The sequence below is a fragment of the Sporosarcina sp. Y1011 genome (genome assembly GCF_057669885.1).
The window spans coordinates 224649-244188 of record NZ_JBYHFP010000005.1 but is presented as its reverse complement, the minus strand read 5'-3'; the positions used below and the strand labels follow the sequence as shown (position 1 = coordinate 244188).

Below are 19540 nucleotides of genomic sequence, written 5' to 3'. Positions count from 1 at the left end.
CCAAAAGTTAGATTTTGACTCTAACTTTTGGGGTGCACAACATTTCTGGGCGTTTTTATTTGCCATTTATATTGTGAATTTGCTGTTTAAACATCGATTAATATGATGTTTAAACAGTCAATAGCGTTTTCCCCCATCAACCGAACCCACTAAATCAACGGTTGTATGCCTTTTACTGTTGAAATATTTTCATGCGCAGATACATAAGAAAATCGTCAAAATAAAGATGAGTAATATCAAAAAAAAGTGGAATACTAACCGTTGAATCATTATGAAAACATAGTTATTCCTGTTTTTCGTACAATTCATTTACTTATGTCATTTCGTTTGATAAAATCATTGAGTTGTCCGACGTCTGACGAGATTGTTAGGTGTTACCTAGTGTGAATAGATGTATTTTTAACAAAATTACAAATGGGAAATTGCCATTATAGAGGTGTAGCTGTTGAATTTATTGTGGGGACTTTTAGGGATAGTGGTTGTGTTAGGAATTGCATTTCTTTTTTCTAACGGAAAGAAATCGATTAATTACCGCACTATCGTCGTTGGTTTAATCATACAAGTGACGTTTGCATTCATCGTCCTGAAGTGGGAAGCGGGTAGAGCGGGCTTGGTAGCGTTTTCCGACCTCGTGCAAAATGTCATTAACTATGCTGGTGAAGGGGTTGCGTTTCTTTTTGGTCCGGCGGCGGATGTTGAAGGATTCGGTTTCGTTTTTGCTTTCCAAGTGTTGACGGTCATCATTTTCTTTTCATCCCTAATCTCCGTGTTGTATTATCTCGGAATTATGCAGATGATCATTAAACTGATCGGAGGCGGATTATCGAAACTACTTGGCACGAGTAAGGCGGAATCGGTGTCAGCGGCCGCGAATATATTCGTTGGTCAGACGGAAGCTCCACTTGTCATTCGACCGTTTTTGGCAAATATGACGAAGTCAGAGCTTTTTGCAGTCATGACGGGCGGACTTGCGTCTGTTGCCGGTTCTGTTCTTGCAGGGTACGCACTATTGGGTGTTCCTCTTGAGTATTTGATAGCGGCAAGTTTCATGGCTGCACCGGCAGGGTTGGTAATGGCGAAAATCTTTTTCCCGGAAACGGAAAGCCCGGAAGTTACAACCTTTGACATGGAAAAAGATCAGGAATCGGTGAACGTCATCGATGCAGCGGCACGCGGGGCAGGGGATGGATTAAAACTTGCCTTGAATGTCGGTGCAATGCTACTGGCGTTCATCGCGCTTATCGCTTTAATGAATGGAATGCTGGGCGGGCTCGGTAAACTGGTTGGTTTTGAGTCGTTGACGGTTGAGGGGATTCTAGGCATTTTGTTTGCACCGCTCGCGTTTGCAATCGGCGTTCCATGGTCGGAAGCGGTTACTGCAGGAGGATTCATCGGCCAAAAACTAGTGTTGAACGAGTTTGTCGCTTATGCGTCATTTGCACCTGAAATACCTTCTCTCAGTCCTAAAACAGTTATTGTTGTAAGTTTTGCGCTGTGTGGCTTTGCGAATTTAAGCTCGCTGGCCATTCTTATTGGCGGATTGGGTTCTCTAGCACCAAGTCGTCGCCCGGACATTGCTAAACTTGGTGTCCGTGCAGTCGCAGCAGGCATGTTAGCTTCGTTATTAAGTGCTGCAATCGCTGGGATGTTCATTTGAAAATTATATTCTGAGCACCAAAAAGGACTGGATGGCCAATGTGCCATTCAGTCCTTTTTGTAAGCCTAGCGCTTTAGCAATTTTTCTAATTAACCTTCGGTGCCATCATCCTCCGTGCCATCATTAGTATCTAGGTCCGCATCTGTATCCGTGCCATCGTCAGTGTCTAGGTCCGTATCCGTACCATCATCTACGTCCACATCCGTATCCGTACCGTCGTCGGTATCTACATCGACATCTGTATCGGTATCGTCACTAGGATTGACATCTTCTACAGGTTCATCAACATCCACATTGACATCATCGTCTTCACCGTCTCCGCAGGCTGCAAGCATCCCGACCGATAGGATTGTTGCTGCACCAAGTTTCAACCATTTCTTGTCTCCTGTTAGTTTCAAAGCCATTATAATCTCCTCCAAGTATTTTGTCTATTTGTATAAGTGAAGCATGTCTTTGATATACCCCGATTTTAATCTCTTAATCATGTAGTCCGTTTTTTGAGTAAATAATTAGATGCCAAAAGAATAACGAAACAATTGAATCATCATGATTTGCGGGGCGCCCCTGGAGTTGACTGAGTATAGTTTGTAAAATAAGAAGAAGTCATCGTTTTAATGAAAGTTATCATCCAATATAAAGAAGGTATAGATATAGACTCGTTTTTTATCATTTTATTATTGCAATTACGCTTGTACTCTATGACATGATTAGAAAGACGAACAAAAGCTTTCTTAAACAGACGGAAGAAATAAAAAACTGCAAGACGATATAAGGGGATATATATAAAGGAGCTAAAACCATATCGGTTGCCAGCTCCTTTTTGTGCTATACAAGTTGAAGTAAAGATTCCTTTCAATCACGTTCCAGTTGACCCAGGAAAGTTACCAGTATTAGTTTAATCGCCATATTCAACCCTTGTCATTAATATATCTACAAAGCACCGAAGCGAATTTGAAGGATTTCACTATGAAAAGGTGCTAAACGCCACTATCAATCATATGAATCGAAGGCTTCTTTTCCCCGTTTTCATAGGTATGACTCGGCGTATAGGTGCTCCTTTCTTGAATTCATCTAAAGATGAATCTTTAGCCATGAAATGATAATTCTTTATCGGATTTTCTGCTACATAAGAAGTAACATCATAGAATGAGGTGGAAGAATTAGATGTAATAATGCGCTAATTATACAAACACTACAATGGACATAGGGCTAATAGTCTCGCATGAATACTCCGCATTGTTGGATATATTTGACAAAATGAGGATTGGAATGCTATTTATAATAGTAATGAATAATGCTGTTTTTTAAGGTCCTTCTGATGGTTGTAATAAAAAATCAAACAGGCTTTCCAACAGACTATCGAGCGTCTATTTGCTAAGGAAGCGGCAAAAAAGTGCGTAAGGGAAGGGGGACTACCATGTCGACTGAAGTGAAGATGGTCTATACAGAGGTTGAAAACCAATTAAGTGAAGTGAGCAGTAAAACAGCTACCAGTTCCGTTGAATTCATGGGTGAGACGAGCGGGAAAATAGCATCCGTCTTGCATAGTGCATTATCCGGACCGAAGCAGGGGATGTTATATTGAAAGTACTAGATGCTAGCCCTTTCCACGATGGCTTGCGGCGGAATAATACCATGCTAAATCGTTTGGAAAATGAAATGAAAGCAATCGAGACCGCAGTCGAAGGAATCGTTGCCATGGAAGATTCATTGAAAGGACAAGGTGGAGATGCAATCCGAGCGTTTTATGCAGAATGTCACCTGCCGTTCTTACAGTTTTTCATGACGTTCAAAAGCAATTACGTAAATGTCCTCACCCAAATGGATTCCGCACTCGATGTACTGGAGCCGGATGCGAACGGGTTCATCCGTCAAACGTTTCTTGAAGGAGAAGTTGAAGAAGGACTTACGGTAATTTCTAGACTGACAAGCAGTCTCACCGACGAAGCCAACGACATTATGAATCAAGTCGCGGATATCGTTGCCCTTCCACATTTGAATGATAGTGATGTGCAGGATGGGGTTCGAGATGCACGGAGGAAACGGGATCAAACGATTGCCGATTTGTATGAATTTGATGCGAACCAGACGAGGGCATTAATAGCAGTAGAGAGTGACCTGAAGACGATGGAAACATGGATTTCTGATATCGAAGGATTGTTCACGGGCGGCACGACGACCATAAACTTCCCGATGGATAAATGGGCAGTATTATCAGCGAAAAATACACTTCAGACCGATTTAGCACAACGGACGGCTGGGATGGACGGCGTAAACGCCGGACTAGGATCTGGTGATGAACCTGGCAATCTAGTAGGGGCAAATACTTCTGAAGATGAGCAGTTGAAAGCACTCTATGCCGCACTAGCAAAGGAAGAACATGTAGGTAATCCTGTGAATGACTATGCAATCGATCGGCATACGGGCGAATACATCATGATGAATCAAGGAGTCGTCCGAGTTTCAAAGGATTACGGACCAAAAGAACTGAGCCTCATTGATAAAGCCGGGTTGGGCGTGGCGAACTTCTTAATCCTGGATGACTTAAATACAGTCACGAATCCCGATGCATCCTTCGCGTCCAAGGGACTGGCTGTGGCCTCGTTTACTCCTTTTGGGAAGGCGATAAAAGCGGGTAACAAGGGCATTAAACTTGTTAGGAAAAATCCAGTTGTGAAAACAGCTAATCCAAAGAAAGTTGAAAATGTTACTGGTAAGGGTAAGGGTAAGGATAATCCTAGGACAAGGTTACCAAGAAGTAATGGTCATTGGGATGGTGAACCGGGTAATGGAAAATGGTATTCTGATAAGCCAGAAGTTAAAAATATAACAAATGGTGAAGGGGTAGAATTTGCAAAAAATAGACCTAACTTCACACCTTGGTCAGGGGGTAATATAACACTTGAAAAAGGAAAGTTAACTGGTACGTCTGATGATTTTTCGTTAGTATACGAAAAAATACAACAACAGTATAATTTACCTTCAAAAAACGCTGCTAAGAAATTATTAAAACAGGCGGGTGTTACACCACATCATAAGTCGAGTACAGAAATAGAGTTAATACCAACTGATTTGCATGGAAATGTTCCGCATATTGGTTCTGCATCTGATTTAAGAGGAGGATATTAAAAATGGAACAATTAAAAGAGAAACTAGAGGAAGTAATTGACCTTGATATAAAAGAGATAGATGAAATTTGGGATGAAGATGAAATAAAAAAACTTGAAGAAAATTATCAGTTAAAGTTACCTCAAGATTATGCATTTTATCTGCAACATTATGGTAATGATTATATTAAAGAAGATTATCGTTTTATACCTTCAATAGAATTGCCTAAAAAAATTAAGCAAACTCAATTTGAGATAGACTCTATTTATGGATTATATAATGATGAGAATAAAATAGATTACAAAGCAAACTTTTATAAAGATATATTACCAACTGATTTATTTCCTATTGCAGATTTACCAGGCGGAGATTTAATTTGCATCGGAAAGTCAAATGATAAACAAAATAAAATATATATTTGGTTTCACGAAATGGATGGAGAAAATGTTTTCTTGGTTTCCGACTCTTTTAAAAGTTTTATAAAAAACTTTAAAAGTATAAAAGTAAATAAAAACACTCTCGATAACGTAAATTTAAATTTAGGTGATAAATTAAATGCGCTTCTAAAAAATGCTTCTAAAAAAGATATGAAATAAGTTACATTAAACTAACTATATTTTTTGAGTTAAAATATTCTGGAAATACAGTTTGTTGCAGAGGAATAAATAGAGAATTCTAGAATTTTAATGAGTATTTTTTATCAATAATTGACTAAAATCGTGAAGAAATACTTTAAAAGATTGATGTTATTTGAATTAAAACCTTAGATGTCATTTTAAAATTCTAAACATAATTCTACCTTGATTGGCCTATAACCTTTCAAGGTTTTTTCTTAATCCCAAGATTTATGGTTGTAATAAGTTAATTTTGAAGCAAAAGTTCATGATGTTAAACTGACAAACCTTCTTTATCTTTGGATTGTCGGTAAACAACAAGAATAGGGTGTATGTAAATTTAACAAAACTTTGGTTCGGCCTGTCGGAAGGACAAGTAGGCGAGCTGTCGAATTACACTTCTACCTTCGCGAAAGACCTGTCCATGTACAGGACTACGCTTCAGCGCAACATTACTATGTTAGACAGGTTAAGCGGAGAAATAGATTCCGCACTTGATGCACTTGAACCCTATGCAAACGGGTTCATCCGTCAAACGTTTCTTGAAGGAAAAGTTGAAGAAGGACTTACTGAAATAGCCCAACTGACAAGCAGTCTCACCGACGAAGCCAACGACATTATGAATCAAGTCGCGGATATCGTTGCCCTTCCACATTTGAATGATAGTGATGTGCAGGATGGGGTTCGAGATGCACGGAGGAAACGGGATCAAACGATTGCCGATTTGTATGAATTTGATGCGAACCAGACGAGGGCATTAATAGCAGTAGAGAGTGACCTGAAGACGATGGAAACATGGATTTCTGATATCGAAGGAATGTTCACTGACGGTGTGACAGCAATAGACATCCGAATGGGTAAATGGGCAGCTTTATCGGCGGAAAATACACTTCAGACAGATTTAGCGCAACGGACAGCTGGGATGGACGGCGTAAATGGCGGACAAGGATCCGGTGATGAACCAGGCAGTCTAGTAGCGGCAAATACTTCTGAAGATGAGCAATTGAAAGCACTCTATGCCGCACTAGCAAAGGAAGAACATGTAGGTAATCCTGTGAATGACTATGCAATCGATCGGCATACGGGCGAAAATATCATGATGAACCAAGGGCTCGTCCGAGTTTCAAAGGATTACGGACCAAAAGAATTGAGCCTCGTTGAAAAAGCCGGGTTGGGAGTAGCTAACTTTTTAATCCTGGATGACTTAAATACAATCAAGAATCCCGATGGTTCCTTCGCGGCCAAGGGATTGGCAATAGCCTCGTTTACCCCTTTTGGGAAGGCGATAAAAGCGGGTAATGCGGGCATCAAACTTGTGAGGAAAACTATAGTTGTGAAAACAGCTAATCCAAAGAAAGTTGAAAAGGTTACAGGTAATGCTGATCATCCAATAAGAACATACAGGAATGGGGATTTGAGTAAATTAGAGAAAAAATACTTTGCCGATTCAAATCTTATAATTGAAATGCCTTATGTTGGGAAGGGGAAACAAGGTACAAATGCCGAGGGCTGGCTGCGTAATAAAGATTTTTATTGGAAAGAAATAATGAATAAAAATTTTGAAAGCATTAGTAAAATAAACAAACAAAAAATAGAACTGGGATTTTCTCCTATTAATGATAAGAAATTTAGAGAGTACTTTCCTCAATATGATATAAAAGAGTTGTATAATGATACGTTAATTCACCATCATGTTGGTGGTGGAGGTCAAGCAGTTGCAGTGCCTTCAAAATTACATCCAGGTACAGGCGGTATTCATAATGCCGAAAAAGCTGCTGGAGTTTGGGGAAATGATAATGATTATGCTATATTACTTGAAAAATTCTTAAAAAAGTGAAGGAGGATATATTTGTCTACTAAAGAAGCGATGCAACAATATTTTAGATTAAGAAGAGACTTAGCGGATGGGGGTTTAGATTTTCTATTTAAAACTCCAGTAATTGATGAAACCAATAATTCAATAATCTTTGAAGGGGAAATTGATGAAGATGAATATGTTTCATGGAAACCTGTAGATAAAAAAGATTTACATGATTTCAAGCAATTAAAAGAGGAATTTGGAATTGAGTTTCATGAGACGATAATTGAGTATTTTAATTCATATTGGTTCGCAGAATTAGACGGTTTTATCAACAATCATTATATAAAATTAGAGCCTGTCTTACCGAGTATTGAATTAAGTTCATTTCAAGAGGTATTAAAAGGGTATAAGAAAAATCATGGGAACAGATTAGAAAACATACCTATAGGACTTGAGGGTAATGGATTGTTAGTGGTAGTTAAGAATAAATGTGGAAAAGTTTATTTAGAAGATTTTCAGAGAGGTACTTTCGATATTATTACTGAAAATATTCAGGAATTGATTTTAAATCTCAAATTTAAAAGGTGAAACTTAAAGTCTTAACTTTTGCTTGCAAAATCAGCAATTCAGTAATTATATTTAGCATCATTTGACTGTCATTTATTTAGTTAATAAAGATTAACAATCATGTTTGTAGGGGTTAATATGAATTTAAGGTACCTAGTTCTGATACAATTCCAAATTGTGTTAGTACCAGGTACCTTTTTAATAGAGAATGACTTGGAAACAATGGCAACATGGATTTTAGATATCGAAGGATTGTTCACGGACAGCGTGACAGCTATCGATTTCCCAATGGAAAGATGGGCAGCATTATCGTCGGAAAATACACTTCAGACTGATTTAGCACAACGGACGGCTGGGGTGGACGGCGTAAATGCCGGACAAAAATCCGGTGATGAACTTGGCAATCTAGTAGGGGCGAATACGCCTGAAGACGAGAGAATGAAAGCACTCTATGCCGCAATGGAAAAAGAACAACATGTAAGTCATCGTGTGTAATAGAGGTAATGGAAAAGCTCAACAAGAGCTTGTTAAGGAAGGACAAGAAATATTAAGATAATATGATATAGACCCAATTTACGGCCTTGGAAATTTGACTTGGGCACCAAATATAAAAGGTCAACATGATATTACGGCACTTTGAAATGTTGTAGATAAGATTAAAGAAGTGGAAGATAGTGGCGGTGACCGGGATGATGTCGTTCAAATACTTGAACGATTAGGTCGTATAGCCACTCAAAGGAGATAGTGGGAATATGGAAATTATACAACTAGCTAAAGAAATACGTACAGCTATCAAGCAAAATAATGTCGAACGAGTAGTCGAGTTAATTGGTTCAGATATGGAACTCTTGAATTTAGTGACAACATTTGGAACTTTTCTTAATGTAGCAGCCAAACATGGAAAGCTTGAAATAGTCGAGAAACTTATAGAGTTAGGTGCTGACCTAAATAGGCGCGGTGCTATACTTGGTGGTGGAGCAATTAATGAAGCGGCTTCAGATGGACACATTGAAATTGTTAGATATTTATTGTCCTGTGGAGCTGAATTGGATGTGAGCGAACCAGAAAGGAATCCTTTATTTTCTTCAATTCTGGGTGGACATATAGATATTGTAAAACTTCTGATTGAAAATGGAATTGACATTCATGTGAAGTACACAGGAGAATCTATGAAAAATATGGGTGCATTAGCATTTGCGCATGAACGTGGACAAAAGGCAATTGCTGATTTATTGGATCCCGATAAAAAAGAAGAATATAAGGATACTAGGCAATATGAAACAACGGAGATTTTAGATTATATAACTGAACAGTTTGGCCCTATTGATCACACAATCAGTGAAATCATCCCTGGCAGTGAGGTAGCGGTTAATGTTCAAGTGATACTGCCATCGAAAGAACATGAATATATAACTCTTGTGACAACTGGGATGAGTGATGTTGCAATGGATGATTCAGAAGGCAGTGAGGAATTTAAATACGCCGAATTAGTCCTGAAATTACCTGCAAATTCGCCAATCAGTAAAGAGGAAATGAAGAATAAAGATCATTATTGGCCTTTGAAGTGGCTGAGAATGGTTGCGCACATTCCGCATAAATATGATGGTTGGTTAGGTGAAGGGGTTATTCTTCCGAATGGGGAACCGCCAATGCCATTTGCAGCCACTACAGCGTTATCAGGTATTTTGGCAAGTGAATCTGAAGATATGGGCAGTATTTTAGATCCGGAAAATAGAATAATTAATTTTTATACGATACTCCCTATTTATGGAGAAGAAAGAGAGATCGCTTTAAACAATGAGCATGACTTTTTAATGGGGAAATTCGATGAGTTTGGTATTTCAGATGTGCTTGATGTAAACAGAAAAAATGTTGGTTTGGAAGGATAAGGCTTGGACTATGCTGAATTACTGAGGTGACATAAAACACCATTGATAAATGTTGAGTTTTTTAAAAGTACATTTATCGATGGTGTTTTTGCATGGGTAAAAACGTATAAACAGGGGAGGTAAAGTGGGTAGAAATATGGCACATGATAAAACAGTAGAGTCTGTACGTCTGTGCTATCCATCAGAGGAGGAATAAAGTTGGCTTCATAGTTTTAAAATAGGGTATAAGATTGGGAATAAAGACTGGGAGTTTGCAGACTTGAAAAATAAACCAGGAGGTAAATAATGATGGATGAAAATAAGTTGAGTAGTATTTACCAAGATATTGCTCAAACAGTGGTCGAAACGATCCCAGAAGAGTGGTCAAAAGTATTTGTATATGGTGAAATAAACGAAGATGTACGTAAAGCATTCTTCTTTTATTATCCAGAAAACGACGATACTCCAATTCATAGCCATAATATCCCGCAGCTTTTTGATATAGGGGAAGAGGTCTATGATGATTTGTGTTATAAACTACTAGATGTTTTAGAAAAACTTTGGTATGAATTTAAAAATAATAACCAGGAACCTTGGACAAATCTCACATTTATTTTTAACGGTGAAGGTAAATTAAAGATTGACTATGACTACGAGGATTTATCGGAAGCAGATGATTATGAAAGGCGAATTATTTGGAAGTATAAGTACCTAGGGCGTTTACCTGAGGATGAAGACGACCAAGAATTCTTGAGGAAGTATTTACAATCAATTGAAGAAAAAGAGAATGAAAACGATAACGAACAATAATTAAAAAATCTTGATTGAACGAATATTAACCGCTCAGTCAAGATTTTTTCAAATTGAACTGAATTTAAGGTACCTGTGGTCGATCCCTTTATACCGGATACGAGTAATTATAATAAGATTAAGCTGGATTTACTTTCAAAAAATTTCTTATAGAATGCCATGAGTGGCATCTTGTAGCAAGAACTCCTAAATTTAAGCAGTGGAAAATTAGTATGGATGACATTAAAGAAATGAGGTCTTTGACCAAAGATGTTGAATTTGTAAATCCACCTGGTCGTCATAGAAGCAGAGGTTCGACAAAAGCACATAATGAAATGCTAAAGATTATTGATTCTGCTTCTGACTATGAAAGTTTTGTTAAAGGGCTTAATGAGTGGGCTGGAAATAGAATGAAAAACGGCATTATGGATTTACCAGAAGGTTTGAGGAGGTAAAAAATGAAAAATGATGTTTCTTTATGGTTAGGATGCTTTAGTGATTTTGATGAACTCGAAACGTACACTAAAATAAAATATAATGAAGATGGAGATAGTATTCCCTCTAGTTTTGAGAAAGATTTTAAATTAGGTTATTATGATAGGGACTTAGTTGAAAAAGATTGGATTCCTGACGCTGAAGATGACATAGAAAAGCTATTAGTAGATTTTTCGTATGATAATCAATTAATACAACAGTACAATAACATTAAGTTAAAGTCTAAATACAATACTATCATTTTAATTTATAATTATGATTATAATAAAGAGGGTAAAATTGTTAACTTAGTAGATAATAATACCTATAATTTGGACTTTATTGGTACGGCAGAATATGTAGATTAATACGAATAAAGTATGTTTGCAGTGGTAAGAAAGAGAATAGGCTGTTAAAAAAGTACATACTCTATGATGGTTGTACCATCATAGAGTATCGTGTGCAATTATAGAAGAAAACGAAGTACGAGCTTAGGCGAGATGACATTTTACTGGGTGATGAATATAAACACGTGGAATGTATATTAAATTAACGAACTCGTAAGTTTTAACATAGTAGTTGTCACACATATAAAAGGTGTCATACTGTTACTACAAAAATTACAAATTTATGCTATTTGAATTTAAGGTTCCTGATTCTGACACAATTCCAAATTGTGTTAGTACAAGGTACCTTTTTTATGCTGGGCAAGAATCTGTGGAAAATATTGGAAACCTAGTAGGGGCGAATACGCCTGATGACGAGAGAATGCAAGCACTCTATGCCGCAATGGAAAAAGAACAACATGTAGGTAATCCAGTGAATGACTACGCAATCGATCCGCATACGGGCAAATATATCATGATGAATCAAGGAGTCGTCCGAGTTTCAAAGGATTACGGACCAAAAGAACTGAGCCTCATTGATAAAGCCGGGTTGGGCGTGGCAAACTTCTTAATCCTGGATGACTTAAATACAATCAAGAATCCCGATGGTTCCTTCGCGGCCAAGGGACTGGCACTGGCCTCGTTTACCCCTTTTGGGAAGGTGATAAAAGCGGGTAATGCGGGCATCAAACTTGTTAGGAAAAATCCAGTTGTGAAGTGGATAAGTCCTAAGAAAGTTGAAAATGTTACTGGTAAGGGTACGGGTAAAAATGTAACACTAAAAATACAAGTGAGTGAAAAATCCCTGAACCATGCAAATGTAGATGACTTTACTAGAAATCCTAAAACAGGAAAAATTTCTAAAATGAGTGGTGGTGGTCATGGTCAAGATAATATAGAGTTTCTTAAACAGGATGGCATCGAGTACAATATTGAAAAAAGTTATCCTAACGGGGTGAAAGTTGGCAATGTACCAGACCGTAAGTCTAAAGGAAAGCGAATAGGTACTGGTCAAGCATGGTTTCCTGGAAATTGGTCTAAGGAAGATATAAGGAAAGCTGGAGAATATGTAACGAATATACCTGAACACAAGAATATACCTGAACACAAGAATATGGCTGATGGTGTACCAGTATTCGGTGATTACAATGGTGTTAGGGTAGGTGTAATCAAAACAAATGGAGAGATAGGAACTATTTTTCCAGATAATATGTTACAACCGTAGTTTTAAAGGGAGGTATTAACAATGTTTGAGGAAAAAGTAAGAGCAGTCTTAGGTGCACGAGCATTACTAGATGATAATGACCCAAGAATTGAGCAAAAGTGGGAAGAGCTAATTGTCTTACTTAGTGAAGATGAAAACTTGACTTTTAATTTCTTACAGATTTGTACAAAAACAGAACTTTCATTTTTAAGTGAGATTTTTGAAGAAGTGGCATATAATTTGCAAAGTAAAAAGTATATTGAATTACTATACTGCCTAGATCAAAGATACCCAGACTTAAATTTAAAGAGAGGTATACAAATTGCTGAGGAGTACATGGATTAAATTTCGGGTAACAAAGTTTTTGAATCCAAAAGTTTGTGTGGAAAAACAATGCTTGCGAAGGAGGCATCTCGATTCGTGATTGTATTTAAGTCATCCAGGAATAAAAAGTTAGTTGAAAGATAGAGCTGGAAACATATTCATTTTACCACCAAAAAAGTAATAAGAGATGAGGGTCAGTGATGGAAGAGAGATTAACAACATCAATTGTATTATATGGTGAGATTGATTCCTTTGATTCTGAAAACTGGTTAAATTTTTATAAATACATTGTAGAGTTTATCAATTCAATTAATTATGCACCGAATTATATGGCCGTTTCTGGGGTGTCAATTAAAAGTAGCAAGATTTCTTCTCTAAAAAGAATGGAAAGGAAATTTTATGAATCGGTGGAAAGAGGTGAGGAAATTTCATCTGTGTCTATATATAGTCTTCCAGAAGATTATGAAATAGCTGCTTTTGATTATAACGTATATATATGTAGAACTAATAGGTTGAAATATTCTCATATAATAGTTACGTTACCCAATGAAATATTTGACAAAGTTGATTATAAGGGGGTAATAGAAGAATTGAAAAAAAATATAGAATTCGAAAATGGTGAAATCTTTAATTTGTTAAATTTGGAGAGTCCCCACCTATATGCCTCCAAAGCAAACGATCCATCTTCATTTAAAACCTTAGATGTCATTTTAAAATTCTAAACATAATTCTACCTTTATTGGCTAATATGCCTTTCAAGGTTTTTTGTATAATGTTAAGTTAAGGTTGTGGTTTGGTCTTTACCAGAAGGTCTTAGATTAAGTAGGAGGATACTATAATGGAAAAACAAGGATGGGTTTCTTTTTGGTTAGGTAATATTAAAGAAGAGGACTCTATAGGAGAGTATGTAGATTTAACGTATGATGAGGATGGCGAGTCTGTACCTTCCAAATTTTTTATCGATTTTAATATTGATATGGATGAAACAGATGAGAATACTATAGAAAAAGAGGTCTATAAGAATAGTAGTAGTGATATTTCCACATTATTAGCTGGGTGTTCGTATGAAGAAATTATCATCCCACAATTTAAGAAAAGTATAGACTTGAAAAAATCATACAATGCAGTAATTCTTATATATAACTTTGAGTATAAAAATGAAATTACTTCAACTAATGCTTTTGACTTTATTACTACTACAAATTATGCGTAAGAAAACACTTATAAGTATGGAGAATAGACTTAATCGATGGATAACATAGAAGTTGCTTTTCTGGAAGAACTGCTTTATTATACGGATAAAAATTATATAATCAGTCAATTAGGTAATGTAGACAATCCACTAATACTCCATTTTTTTGCAGCAAATTATAACTGGAATAGTGGGTTTGTTGTTCCAAAAGCTCTCATTGAAAATGAGTATTGTGATTTAGGAACAGGATTACTAATGTTTCATAACGCAGATGGATTTCGAATGTTAGAAAACCCAGAGGAAGTTTCAAATTCAGCATTAGAAGAGTGGAAGGGTTTTATATTAAATGTTTATAATAAACTAATAAACCTAAATTTTAAGACAGAAAGGACAAGGGGGGGGATGCGATCCGTGCATTTTATGCGGAGTGCCACCTGCCGTTCTTACAGTTTTTCATGAAATTCAAAAGCTATAATGTAAATGTCCACACCCGATAGAGAATGATCTGAAGACGATGGAAACATGGATTTCTGATATCGAAGGATTGTTCACAGACGGCTGGGGTGGACGGCGTAAATGCCGGAAAAGGATCCGGTGATGAACTTGGCAATCTAGTAGGGGCGAATACGTCTGAAGACGAGAGAATGAAAGCACTCTATGCCGCAATGGAAAAAGAACAACATGTAAGTAATCCTGTGAATGACTACGCAATCGATCCTCATACGGGCGAATACATCATGATGAACCAAGGAGTCGTTCGTATTTCAGAGGATTACAGACCAAAAGAACTTCAGCATTAGGGGCAAATCCAAAATCATTATCATAATAAAAAGGGCGAGAACCATGAACATTATTAAGATATTTCTGGAATATCAATGCTATCCAATGTGGATATATAATGAACAAGGTGAATTAGTTGATAATGATTTAGTTGGAGAACTTGAGGATGAATACGAAATTGATAATATGCTTTTAGAGATACAGAATATATACGATAGTCTATTTGAAGACAATGCTATCAACTTTGAGTTCAAAGGATTTTCAAATGAAAATGAAAAGATCGTATTTTTTAAGAAGGTAGAAAACGCTATAACCTTAATTAAAGAAAAATTAGGATATAAGTATTTAATTGAGAACAAGGTGGAAATTTAATGAAATTAAAGAAAAACCTTGATTGGCTAATATGCCTTTCAAGGTTTCTCTTTTTTGGGGGCTATAAAGTGCCTAATAAAGCTAATATTATTATCTGGATAGAGATAACCTAGTAAGCCCTATATGATGTTTGTTATGTCAACATTAAATCAAACAATATTATTAAGGGCTAATTTTTTATTAGCAACCGCTGCAACTTTTAATGAACATTTAAAAGGATCGCATGGTGGGAATTGGAGGAATAGTAATCCGGGTGAGCCTATAATACCAATTAAAGACGTATAGGGAGGTAAAAATTTATGGTGAAGATGAAATTAAAAATTGATAATGATTCCAATAAATTAAAGTATGTATCTATTATCAGACAGAATAATGGAGCAAGTATTCAAGATATTTAAAAAAAAATAGAAGATAATAAAGTAGTACTAGAATGTGGTTATTTTGATACAGATGAATTAAAAGTTTTTAAGAAAACAATGGAAGCTTTAATAAGTAAAGGGGCTCCAATACATTTGTTTCAAGATGATAGAGAGGTTCAAATTGATTATATTAGTAACCTTATTAGTTCGTATGAACAAATTGCTGAAGACAGAGAAAAGCTAGATGATAGAATTTTAGGTGATGATTAAGAAAGAGTAGAGTATTAAAACGTTCAGTCTCAACTTTATATGCCTCATTGATAAAGCCGGGTTAGGCGTACACTATAACTTTTATTATTTTGTTTACAATTCAATTTTTATGAAAAATATAAAAAGTCTATAGGATTAAATACAATCAAGAATCCCGATGGTTCCTTCGCGGCCAAGGGACTGGCAGTGGCCTCGTTTACCCCTTTTGGGAAGTTGATAAAAGCGGGAAACGCGGGTATTAAACTTGTTAGGAAATCTCCAGTTGTGAAGTGGATAAGTCCTAAGAAAGTTGAAAATGTTACTGGTAAGGGTACGGGTAAAGAATATAAAAACTATAAGGATGTAGAATATACTGGAACGACCAAGGTTAATGAAAAAAGGAAGAGCACCAATTTGGAAAGATGGAACAGTTATAGAGCTTCATCATTTAATCCAAAGAGAGCCAGGGGCAATGGTGGAAATTCCTGCAAGTATACATAATGAATATCATGAAATTTTGCATGGTTTGGTGGAGAATGGTGGGAGCTTTAGAAATGACCCTGTATTAAAAAAGCAATACGATAACTTTAGGGGTAAATATTGGAGATGGAGAGCTAAGGAAATCGAGGAAAGCGACTTGTAAAGGGAGGAACCATGTATGGATAAAGAGGAATTAACAAATTTTATAAATGAACATAAGGAATCAGATGACTTTACTGGTGGAGTAGATGAAAGTCAAATCAATCTTGTCCAAAATGAGCTAGGGGTGGAATTACCAGAAAGTTTTAAGTGGTTTTTAACTACCTATGGTTCTGGTGGATTATTTGGAGTTGATATTTCAGGAGTGGCTAAGTCAAGTAGAGCTCCTGTTGTTGTTAACACAAGGAGATATAGAGATTTAGGATTGGAAAAGGATTTAGTAGTTATCGAAAATGCTGGAGAATATGTTTATTGCCTATATACAAGCAAAATGGAGAATAATGAGTGCCCAGTAATAGCTTGGAATAGACCTGGGGGACTTGATGACTACTACACAGCAAAGAACTTTTATGGGTTTTTATCACAAAGGTTGTTGGATGCACAAGGAGCATGGGAAGAAGATATTTAAGATAGATAAATATAAAGAAATTATAACTGAAACAAAGAAACTCAAAAACTTTTGATGGTTTTACTACAAGGATTTGTATAATGATATTTTGTTTATGAAAAATGTACGATAATTAATCGAGATGACATTTTAAACATACAAAGCATTATTACTGGTAACAAGACAAAAAATTACGAATTTAATTAGGCTAGTTGGCTTAAAAATGGAATTAGTAATGAATTACATTATATAGCTAACTACAAAGCACGCTGTATATAGACCTTAGAAGGAGACATGATTATGTTGAAAGTAACGGAATATAAAGAAATTAAGTTTGTGAATATTGAATATGATGTTAATACACCGATTAATATAGAATTCGGTACTTGGAATATCTTAACGGAACCAACGATATATTGGCGAACTGGGGATTTCAAGAAATCTTTAATTGAAATAGGACTAGGGAAATATACAGGAAATATTCGTTCTATTACACTAACTTTGAGTGAAAACGTATACAAGGTAGAGAATCCGAACTTGGATATGACAAATATAACTTTGATTAAAGGTATACCTAATTTCCAAGTTGAAGAATATGACGATGAGACGTATATAGATGAAAATAATAAATTGAATGTATATATAGGGATTGATAAGGTATTAATTTCATTTTCGGAAAATGATACTGTGTCAATTATACAAAATGATAATGTGGGATTTGCTTTAGACATAAATAAAATGGTTTGTGGCGTTATAGTCAGTGGTATGTTAGAACATGAAAAGAATATATTAGAAGAAGCATTGAAATATAAAAAATAATTGAACCTTGATTGGCTAAATGCCTTTCAAGTTTTTTTGTATAATGGTAATTTGTGTTTGTGGCGATAAGTATAGGCAATAAATAAAGAATTATTGAAGGTATTTTCCTAGATCTATAGAAAGTATGGGTATGGTTTAGTACAAAGGCAGTGTGGAAATTCATCGATTACATTTGGGGAAACCGATTTGGACAGAGGCGACACCTTAACAGAAAGTTCTTCTAGTCATAACGGAAAAAAGTTCGCTATATGTTGAGGGGATGATTACTATGTAGGCGCTTTCGCTGGGGGGCATCCACAGAGTATCAAAGCGCTTATAGCGGGGATTCTGACCTTATTCAAGCCGAAACTTTATGGTTCCTTGCTTATGGCGGAAGACCCCTAAAAAAGGCGCCGCAGCGAATTCAATAGGGTTCTTTAAACATACATCTTTTAGTGATACGATATATTAAATATAAAACATTGAGGTGAGGGGGATTTCATGTTTCTAGACAAATTGAAGAACCAGTTAAATGAAGGTCAGCCCTTGTTTATAGGGGAGCAAACAGCTTTTCGTTCAGCGATTTTACTACCGCTCGTTAAAGTGGAAGAAGAATGGCATATTCTTTTCGAAGTACGTTCGTTCACCATGAGAAAACAGCCAGGTGATATTAGTTTTCCCGGCGGTCGAATCGACTCCACAGACTCATCCCCAATGGCAGCCGCTTTACGAGAAACGCATGAAGAATTAGGTGTCGATCCAGAAACGGTTACGATTGTAGGGACATTAAGCCCATTCATAGCCTCGTCTTCATTTGTTATCTACCCCTTTGTAGCAATCATTGATTACAACCAAATTATTCATTCGTATAACAAAGATGAAGTTGAAGAAGTATTTACAATCCCTATTACATGGCTATTGAACTATGAGCCTTATATGCATTTAATATCTGTGGATCCAGTGCCTTTGCCAAACTTCCCGTTTGAAAAAATAATGAATGGTACTCAGTATCAATGGAGAGCTCGTTCAGTGGAAGAATGGTTTTTCGATTATGAAAAGTATACAATTTGGGGTTTAACAGCTAGGATATTAAAACACTTTATAGAAATTATAAAATGAGCATATTCATTGGAAATCACAAAGAAAGACAAGACCTCTGATTTGAGATCTTGTCTTAGTCAAACGATTGAATGAGTTATTCCTCATTAATGGTCTTATGAAATTTTGGCTAATGCCGTTTCTACAGCTTGTTTTAAATCAGACGGTTCTAGTTCATACGTAAAACCTAATAACCTTTCACCATTGAAGAATAAAGTGGGTACAATTTTCACTTCACGTTCAATCGCTTCAGCCGTAATATTCAAGCTTACATCAACGTTTTCAAGACGTTCCTCTTCTTGCAAATTGTATTTATCGACAAGCAATCGTTTTAATTCCTTATTTGATAGTTCGTGCCATTCTGTTTGTGTTTCAAGTAATTTACCAATGACATCTAATGTTTCTGTTGGATTCGCGTTGTCGAATGTCCAGTGAATCAATGCGCCGTGGAGAAGCTCTTCTCGAGGTTTATCGTATAATTTCACGATCACTTCAATTTGACCATTTTCGATATATGTTGGCAATACTTCTTTTGCTAAATGATAAATTCTTTTAGTGCCTGGGCACGCCAAATTAATAAAAGCCTCTAGTTTCAAAGGTGCATCTGCACTGCCGAATTTCAAATGATCATTTTTAATCGTTGTCATATTCAATCTCCCTTTCAAACTTTCTGCTATAAATATATACTATATCTATAGGGATTGTAAATATTGTGGTGTTGAGTAGTTAGTTAAGTTGATGAATCCGATTGATATGAAAAACTAAAAGTATACCGTAAGTGGACTTGTTATCACGATGACTTACTTGATTTGC

24 protein-coding genes and 1 pseudogene are annotated in these 19540 nt (G+C 36.2%); 23 read left to right on the top strand and 2 right to left on the bottom strand.

What is annotated here, in order from left to right:
* Positions 1-445: 445 nt before the first annotated feature.
* Complete coding sequence (locus AC25Y5_RS09220) at positions 446-1657, top strand: NupC/NupG family nucleoside CNT transporter (RefSeq protein ID WP_488140016.1); 1212 nt, start codon at positions 446-448, stop codon at positions 1655-1657.
* Positions 1658-1746: 89 nt separating this feature from the next.
* Here the strand turns inward: AC25Y5_RS09220 and AC25Y5_RS09215 are convergent, their stop codons facing one another.
* Positions 1747-2061, bottom strand: coding sequence for a DNA primase (locus AC25Y5_RS09215; protein WP_488140015.1), 315 nt, complete (start codon positions 2059-2061; stop codon positions 1747-1749).
* 1013 nt (positions 2062-3074) lie between these two features.
* On the opposite strand from AC25Y5_RS09215, the gene AC25Y5_RS09210 reads away from it, so the two are divergent.
* From AC25Y5_RS09210 to AC25Y5_RS09105, 22 genes and pseudogenes are all read left to right on the top strand, one after another.
* Positions 3075-3242 carry a hypothetical protein gene (locus AC25Y5_RS09210; RefSeq protein ID WP_488140014.1) on the top strand — a complete coding sequence of 56 codons (168 nt, stop codon included), beginning with the start codon at positions 3075-3077 and terminating at the stop codon, positions 3240-3242.
* Positions 3239-4786, top strand: coding sequence for a T7SS effector LXG polymorphic toxin (locus tag AC25Y5_RS09205; RefSeq protein ID WP_488140013.1), 1548 nt, complete (start codon positions 3239-3241; stop codon positions 4784-4786). The genes AC25Y5_RS09210 and AC25Y5_RS09205 overlap by 4 nt, the downstream gene beginning before the upstream one ends.
* A gap of 2 nt (positions 4787-4788) precedes the next feature.
* Entirely contained in the window at positions 4789-5361 is a 573-nt protein-coding gene (locus AC25Y5_RS09200; protein WP_488140012.1) for an SMI1/KNR4 family protein, read from the top strand.
* A 442-nt stretch (positions 5362-5803) separates the two neighbouring features.
* Positions 5804-7216: a T7SS effector LXG polymorphic toxin gene (locus AC25Y5_RS09195; protein ID WP_488140011.1), complete on the top strand. Its 1413-nt coding sequence runs from the start codon at positions 5804-5806 to the stop codon at positions 7214-7216.
* A 30-nt stretch (positions 7217-7246) separates the two neighbouring features.
* Positions 7247-7768 (top strand): SecY-interacting protein Syd, encoded by a 522-nt coding sequence (locus AC25Y5_RS09190; protein ID WP_488140024.1) that lies wholly within the window; start codon positions 7247-7249, stop codon positions 7766-7768.
* Positions 7769-7885: 117 nt separating this feature from the next.
* Entirely contained in the window at positions 7886-8242 is a 357-nt protein-coding gene (locus AC25Y5_RS09185) for a hypothetical protein (RefSeq protein ID WP_488140010.1), read from the top strand.
* Between the two features lie 257 nt (positions 8243-8499).
* On the top strand, positions 8500-9636 hold the full coding sequence (locus tag AC25Y5_RS09180; RefSeq protein ID WP_488140009.1) for an ankyrin repeat domain-containing protein: 1137 nt from the start codon (positions 8500-8502) through the stop codon (positions 9634-9636).
* Between the two features lie 285 nt (positions 9637-9921).
* The gene (locus AC25Y5_RS09175) at positions 9922-10425 is read left to right on the top strand and encodes an antitoxin YezG family protein (RefSeq protein WP_488140008.1); all 504 of its coding nucleotides are present in this window, start codon (positions 9922-9924) and stop codon (positions 10423-10425) included.
* Positions 10426-10637: 212 nt separating this feature from the next.
* Positions 10638-10859, top strand: coding sequence for a hypothetical protein (locus AC25Y5_RS09170; RefSeq protein ID WP_488140007.1), 222 nt, complete (start codon positions 10638-10640; stop codon positions 10857-10859).
* Positions 10860-10862: 3 nt separating this feature from the next.
* Complete coding sequence (locus AC25Y5_RS09165) at positions 10863-11246, top strand: immunity 22 family protein (RefSeq protein WP_488140006.1); 384 nt, start codon at positions 10863-10865, stop codon at positions 11244-11246.
* A gap of 262 nt (positions 11247-11508) precedes the next feature.
* A complete protein-coding gene (locus tag AC25Y5_RS09160) occupies positions 11509-12489 on the top strand; it encodes an EndoU domain-containing protein (RefSeq protein ID WP_488140005.1) in 981 nt (326 codons plus the stop codon).
* 21 nt (positions 12490-12510) lie between these two features.
* On the top strand, positions 12511-12813 hold the full coding sequence (locus AC25Y5_RS09155) for a hypothetical protein (RefSeq protein WP_488140004.1): 303 nt from the start codon (positions 12511-12513) through the stop codon (positions 12811-12813).
* A 179-nt stretch (positions 12814-12992) separates the two neighbouring features.
* Positions 12993-13514, top strand: coding sequence for a hypothetical protein (locus AC25Y5_RS09150; protein ID WP_488140003.1), 522 nt, complete (start codon positions 12993-12995; stop codon positions 13512-13514).
* 116 nt (positions 13515-13630) lie between these two features.
* Positions 13631-14005 (top strand): immunity 22 family protein, encoded by a 375-nt coding sequence (locus tag AC25Y5_RS09145; protein WP_488140002.1) that lies wholly within the window; start codon positions 13631-13633, stop codon positions 14003-14005.
* A 36-nt stretch (positions 14006-14041) separates the two neighbouring features.
* Positions 14042-14371: pseudogene (locus AC25Y5_RS09140) on the top strand (DUF4274 domain-containing protein); the annotation flags it as partial.
* A 20-nt stretch (positions 14372-14391) separates the two neighbouring features.
* On the top strand, positions 14392-14481 hold the full coding sequence (locus tag AC25Y5_RS09135) for a hypothetical protein (RefSeq protein ID WP_488140023.1): 90 nt from the start codon (positions 14392-14394) through the stop codon (positions 14479-14481).
* Between the two features lie 66 nt (positions 14482-14547).
* The gene (locus AC25Y5_RS09130) at positions 14548-14784 is read left to right on the top strand and encodes a hypothetical protein (protein WP_488140001.1); all 237 of its coding nucleotides are present in this window, start codon (positions 14548-14550) and stop codon (positions 14782-14784) included.
* A gap of 43 nt (positions 14785-14827) precedes the next feature.
* Positions 14828-15136: a hypothetical protein gene (locus tag AC25Y5_RS09125; RefSeq protein WP_488140000.1), complete on the top strand. Its 309-nt coding sequence runs from the start codon at positions 14828-14830 to the stop codon at positions 15134-15136.
* 999 nt (positions 15137-16135) lie between these two features.
* Positions 16136-16387, top strand: coding sequence for an HNH/ENDO VII family nuclease (locus tag AC25Y5_RS09120; RefSeq protein WP_488139999.1), 252 nt, complete (start codon positions 16136-16138; stop codon positions 16385-16387).
* A gap of 15 nt (positions 16388-16402) precedes the next feature.
* Positions 16403-16852, top strand: coding sequence for an SMI1/KNR4 family protein (locus AC25Y5_RS09115; protein WP_488139998.1), 450 nt, complete (start codon positions 16403-16405; stop codon positions 16850-16852).
* Between the two features lie 279 nt (positions 16853-17131).
* A complete protein-coding gene (locus AC25Y5_RS09110; protein ID WP_488139997.1) occupies positions 17132-17650 on the top strand; it encodes a hypothetical protein in 519 nt (172 codons plus the stop codon).
* 480 nt (positions 17651-18130) lie between these two features.
* Positions 18131-18748 carry an NUDIX hydrolase gene (locus tag AC25Y5_RS09105; RefSeq protein WP_488139996.1) on the top strand — a complete coding sequence of 206 codons (618 nt, stop codon included), beginning with the start codon at positions 18131-18133 and terminating at the stop codon, positions 18746-18748.
* Between the two features lie 95 nt (positions 18749-18843).
* Here AC25Y5_RS09105 and AC25Y5_RS09100 read toward each other — a convergent pair whose 3' ends face one another.
* Positions 18844-19374, bottom strand: a complete 531-nt coding sequence (locus tag AC25Y5_RS09100; RefSeq protein WP_488139995.1) for a thioredoxin domain-containing protein — start codon at positions 19372-19374, stop codon at positions 18844-18846.
* Positions 19375-19540: the final 166 nt, after the last annotated feature.

Bases quoted from the DNA above. Each gene is read 5' to 3' on its own strand.
- AC25Y5_RS09190 (WP_488140024.1), top strand. From the start codon at position 7,247: ATGCAACAATATTTTAGATTAAGAAGAGACTTAGCGGATGGGGGTTTA.
- AC25Y5_RS09215 (WP_488140015.1), bottom strand. From the start codon at position 2,061: ATGGCTTTGAAACTAACAGGAGACAAGAAATGGTTGAAACTTGGTGCA.
- AC25Y5_RS09110 (WP_488139997.1), top strand. From the start codon at position 17,132: ATGTTGAAAGTAACGGAATATAAAGAAATTAAGTTTGTGAATATTGAA.
- AC25Y5_RS09145 (WP_488140002.1), top strand. From the start codon at position 13,631: ATGGAAAAACAAGGATGGGTTTCTTTTTGGTTAGGTAATATTAAAGAA.
- AC25Y5_RS09155 (WP_488140004.1), top strand. From the start codon at position 12,511: ATGTTTGAGGAAAAAGTAAGAGCAGTCTTAGGTGCACGAGCATTACTA.
- AC25Y5_RS09125 (WP_488140000.1), top strand. From the start codon at position 14,828: ATGAACATTATTAAGATATTTCTGGAATATCAATGCTATCCAATGTGG.
- AC25Y5_RS09120 (WP_488139999.1), top strand. From the start codon at position 16,136: ATGAAAAAAGGAAGAGCACCAATTTGGAAAGATGGAACAGTTATAGAG.
- AC25Y5_RS09195 (WP_488140011.1), top strand. From the start codon at position 5,804: ATGTACAGGACTACGCTTCAGCGCAACATTACTATGTTAGACAGGTTA.
- AC25Y5_RS09115 (WP_488139998.1), top strand. From the start codon at position 16,403: ATGGATAAAGAGGAATTAACAAATTTTATAAATGAACATAAGGAATCA.
- AC25Y5_RS09165 (WP_488140006.1), top strand. From the start codon at position 10,863: ATGAAAAATGATGTTTCTTTATGGTTAGGATGCTTTAGTGATTTTGAT.
- AC25Y5_RS09150 (WP_488140003.1), top strand. From the start codon at position 12,993: ATGGAAGAGAGATTAACAACATCAATTGTATTATATGGTGAGATTGAT.
- AC25Y5_RS09180 (WP_488140009.1), top strand. From the start codon at position 8,500: ATGGAAATTATACAACTAGCTAAAGAAATACGTACAGCTATCAAGCAA.
- AC25Y5_RS09170 (WP_488140007.1), top strand. From the start codon at position 10,638: ATGGATGACATTAAAGAAATGAGGTCTTTGACCAAAGATGTTGAATTT.
- AC25Y5_RS09210 (WP_488140014.1), top strand. From the start codon at position 3,075: ATGTCGACTGAAGTGAAGATGGTCTATACAGAGGTTGAAAACCAATTA.
- AC25Y5_RS09100 (WP_488139995.1), bottom strand. From the start codon at position 19,374: ATGACAACGATTAAAAATGATCATTTGAAATTCGGCAGTGCAGATGCA.
- AC25Y5_RS09185 (WP_488140010.1), top strand. From the start codon at position 7,886: ATGAATTTAAGGTACCTAGTTCTGATACAATTCCAAATTGTGTTAGTA.
- AC25Y5_RS09175 (WP_488140008.1), top strand. From the start codon at position 9,922: ATGATGGATGAAAATAAGTTGAGTAGTATTTACCAAGATATTGCTCAA.
- AC25Y5_RS09160 (WP_488140005.1), top strand. From the start codon at position 11,509: ATGCTATTTGAATTTAAGGTTCCTGATTCTGACACAATTCCAAATTGT.
- AC25Y5_RS09105 (WP_488139996.1), top strand. From the start codon at position 18,131: ATGTTTCTAGACAAATTGAAGAACCAGTTAAATGAAGGTCAGCCCTTG.
- AC25Y5_RS09200 (WP_488140012.1), top strand. From the start codon at position 4,789: ATGGAACAATTAAAAGAGAAACTAGAGGAAGTAATTGACCTTGATATA.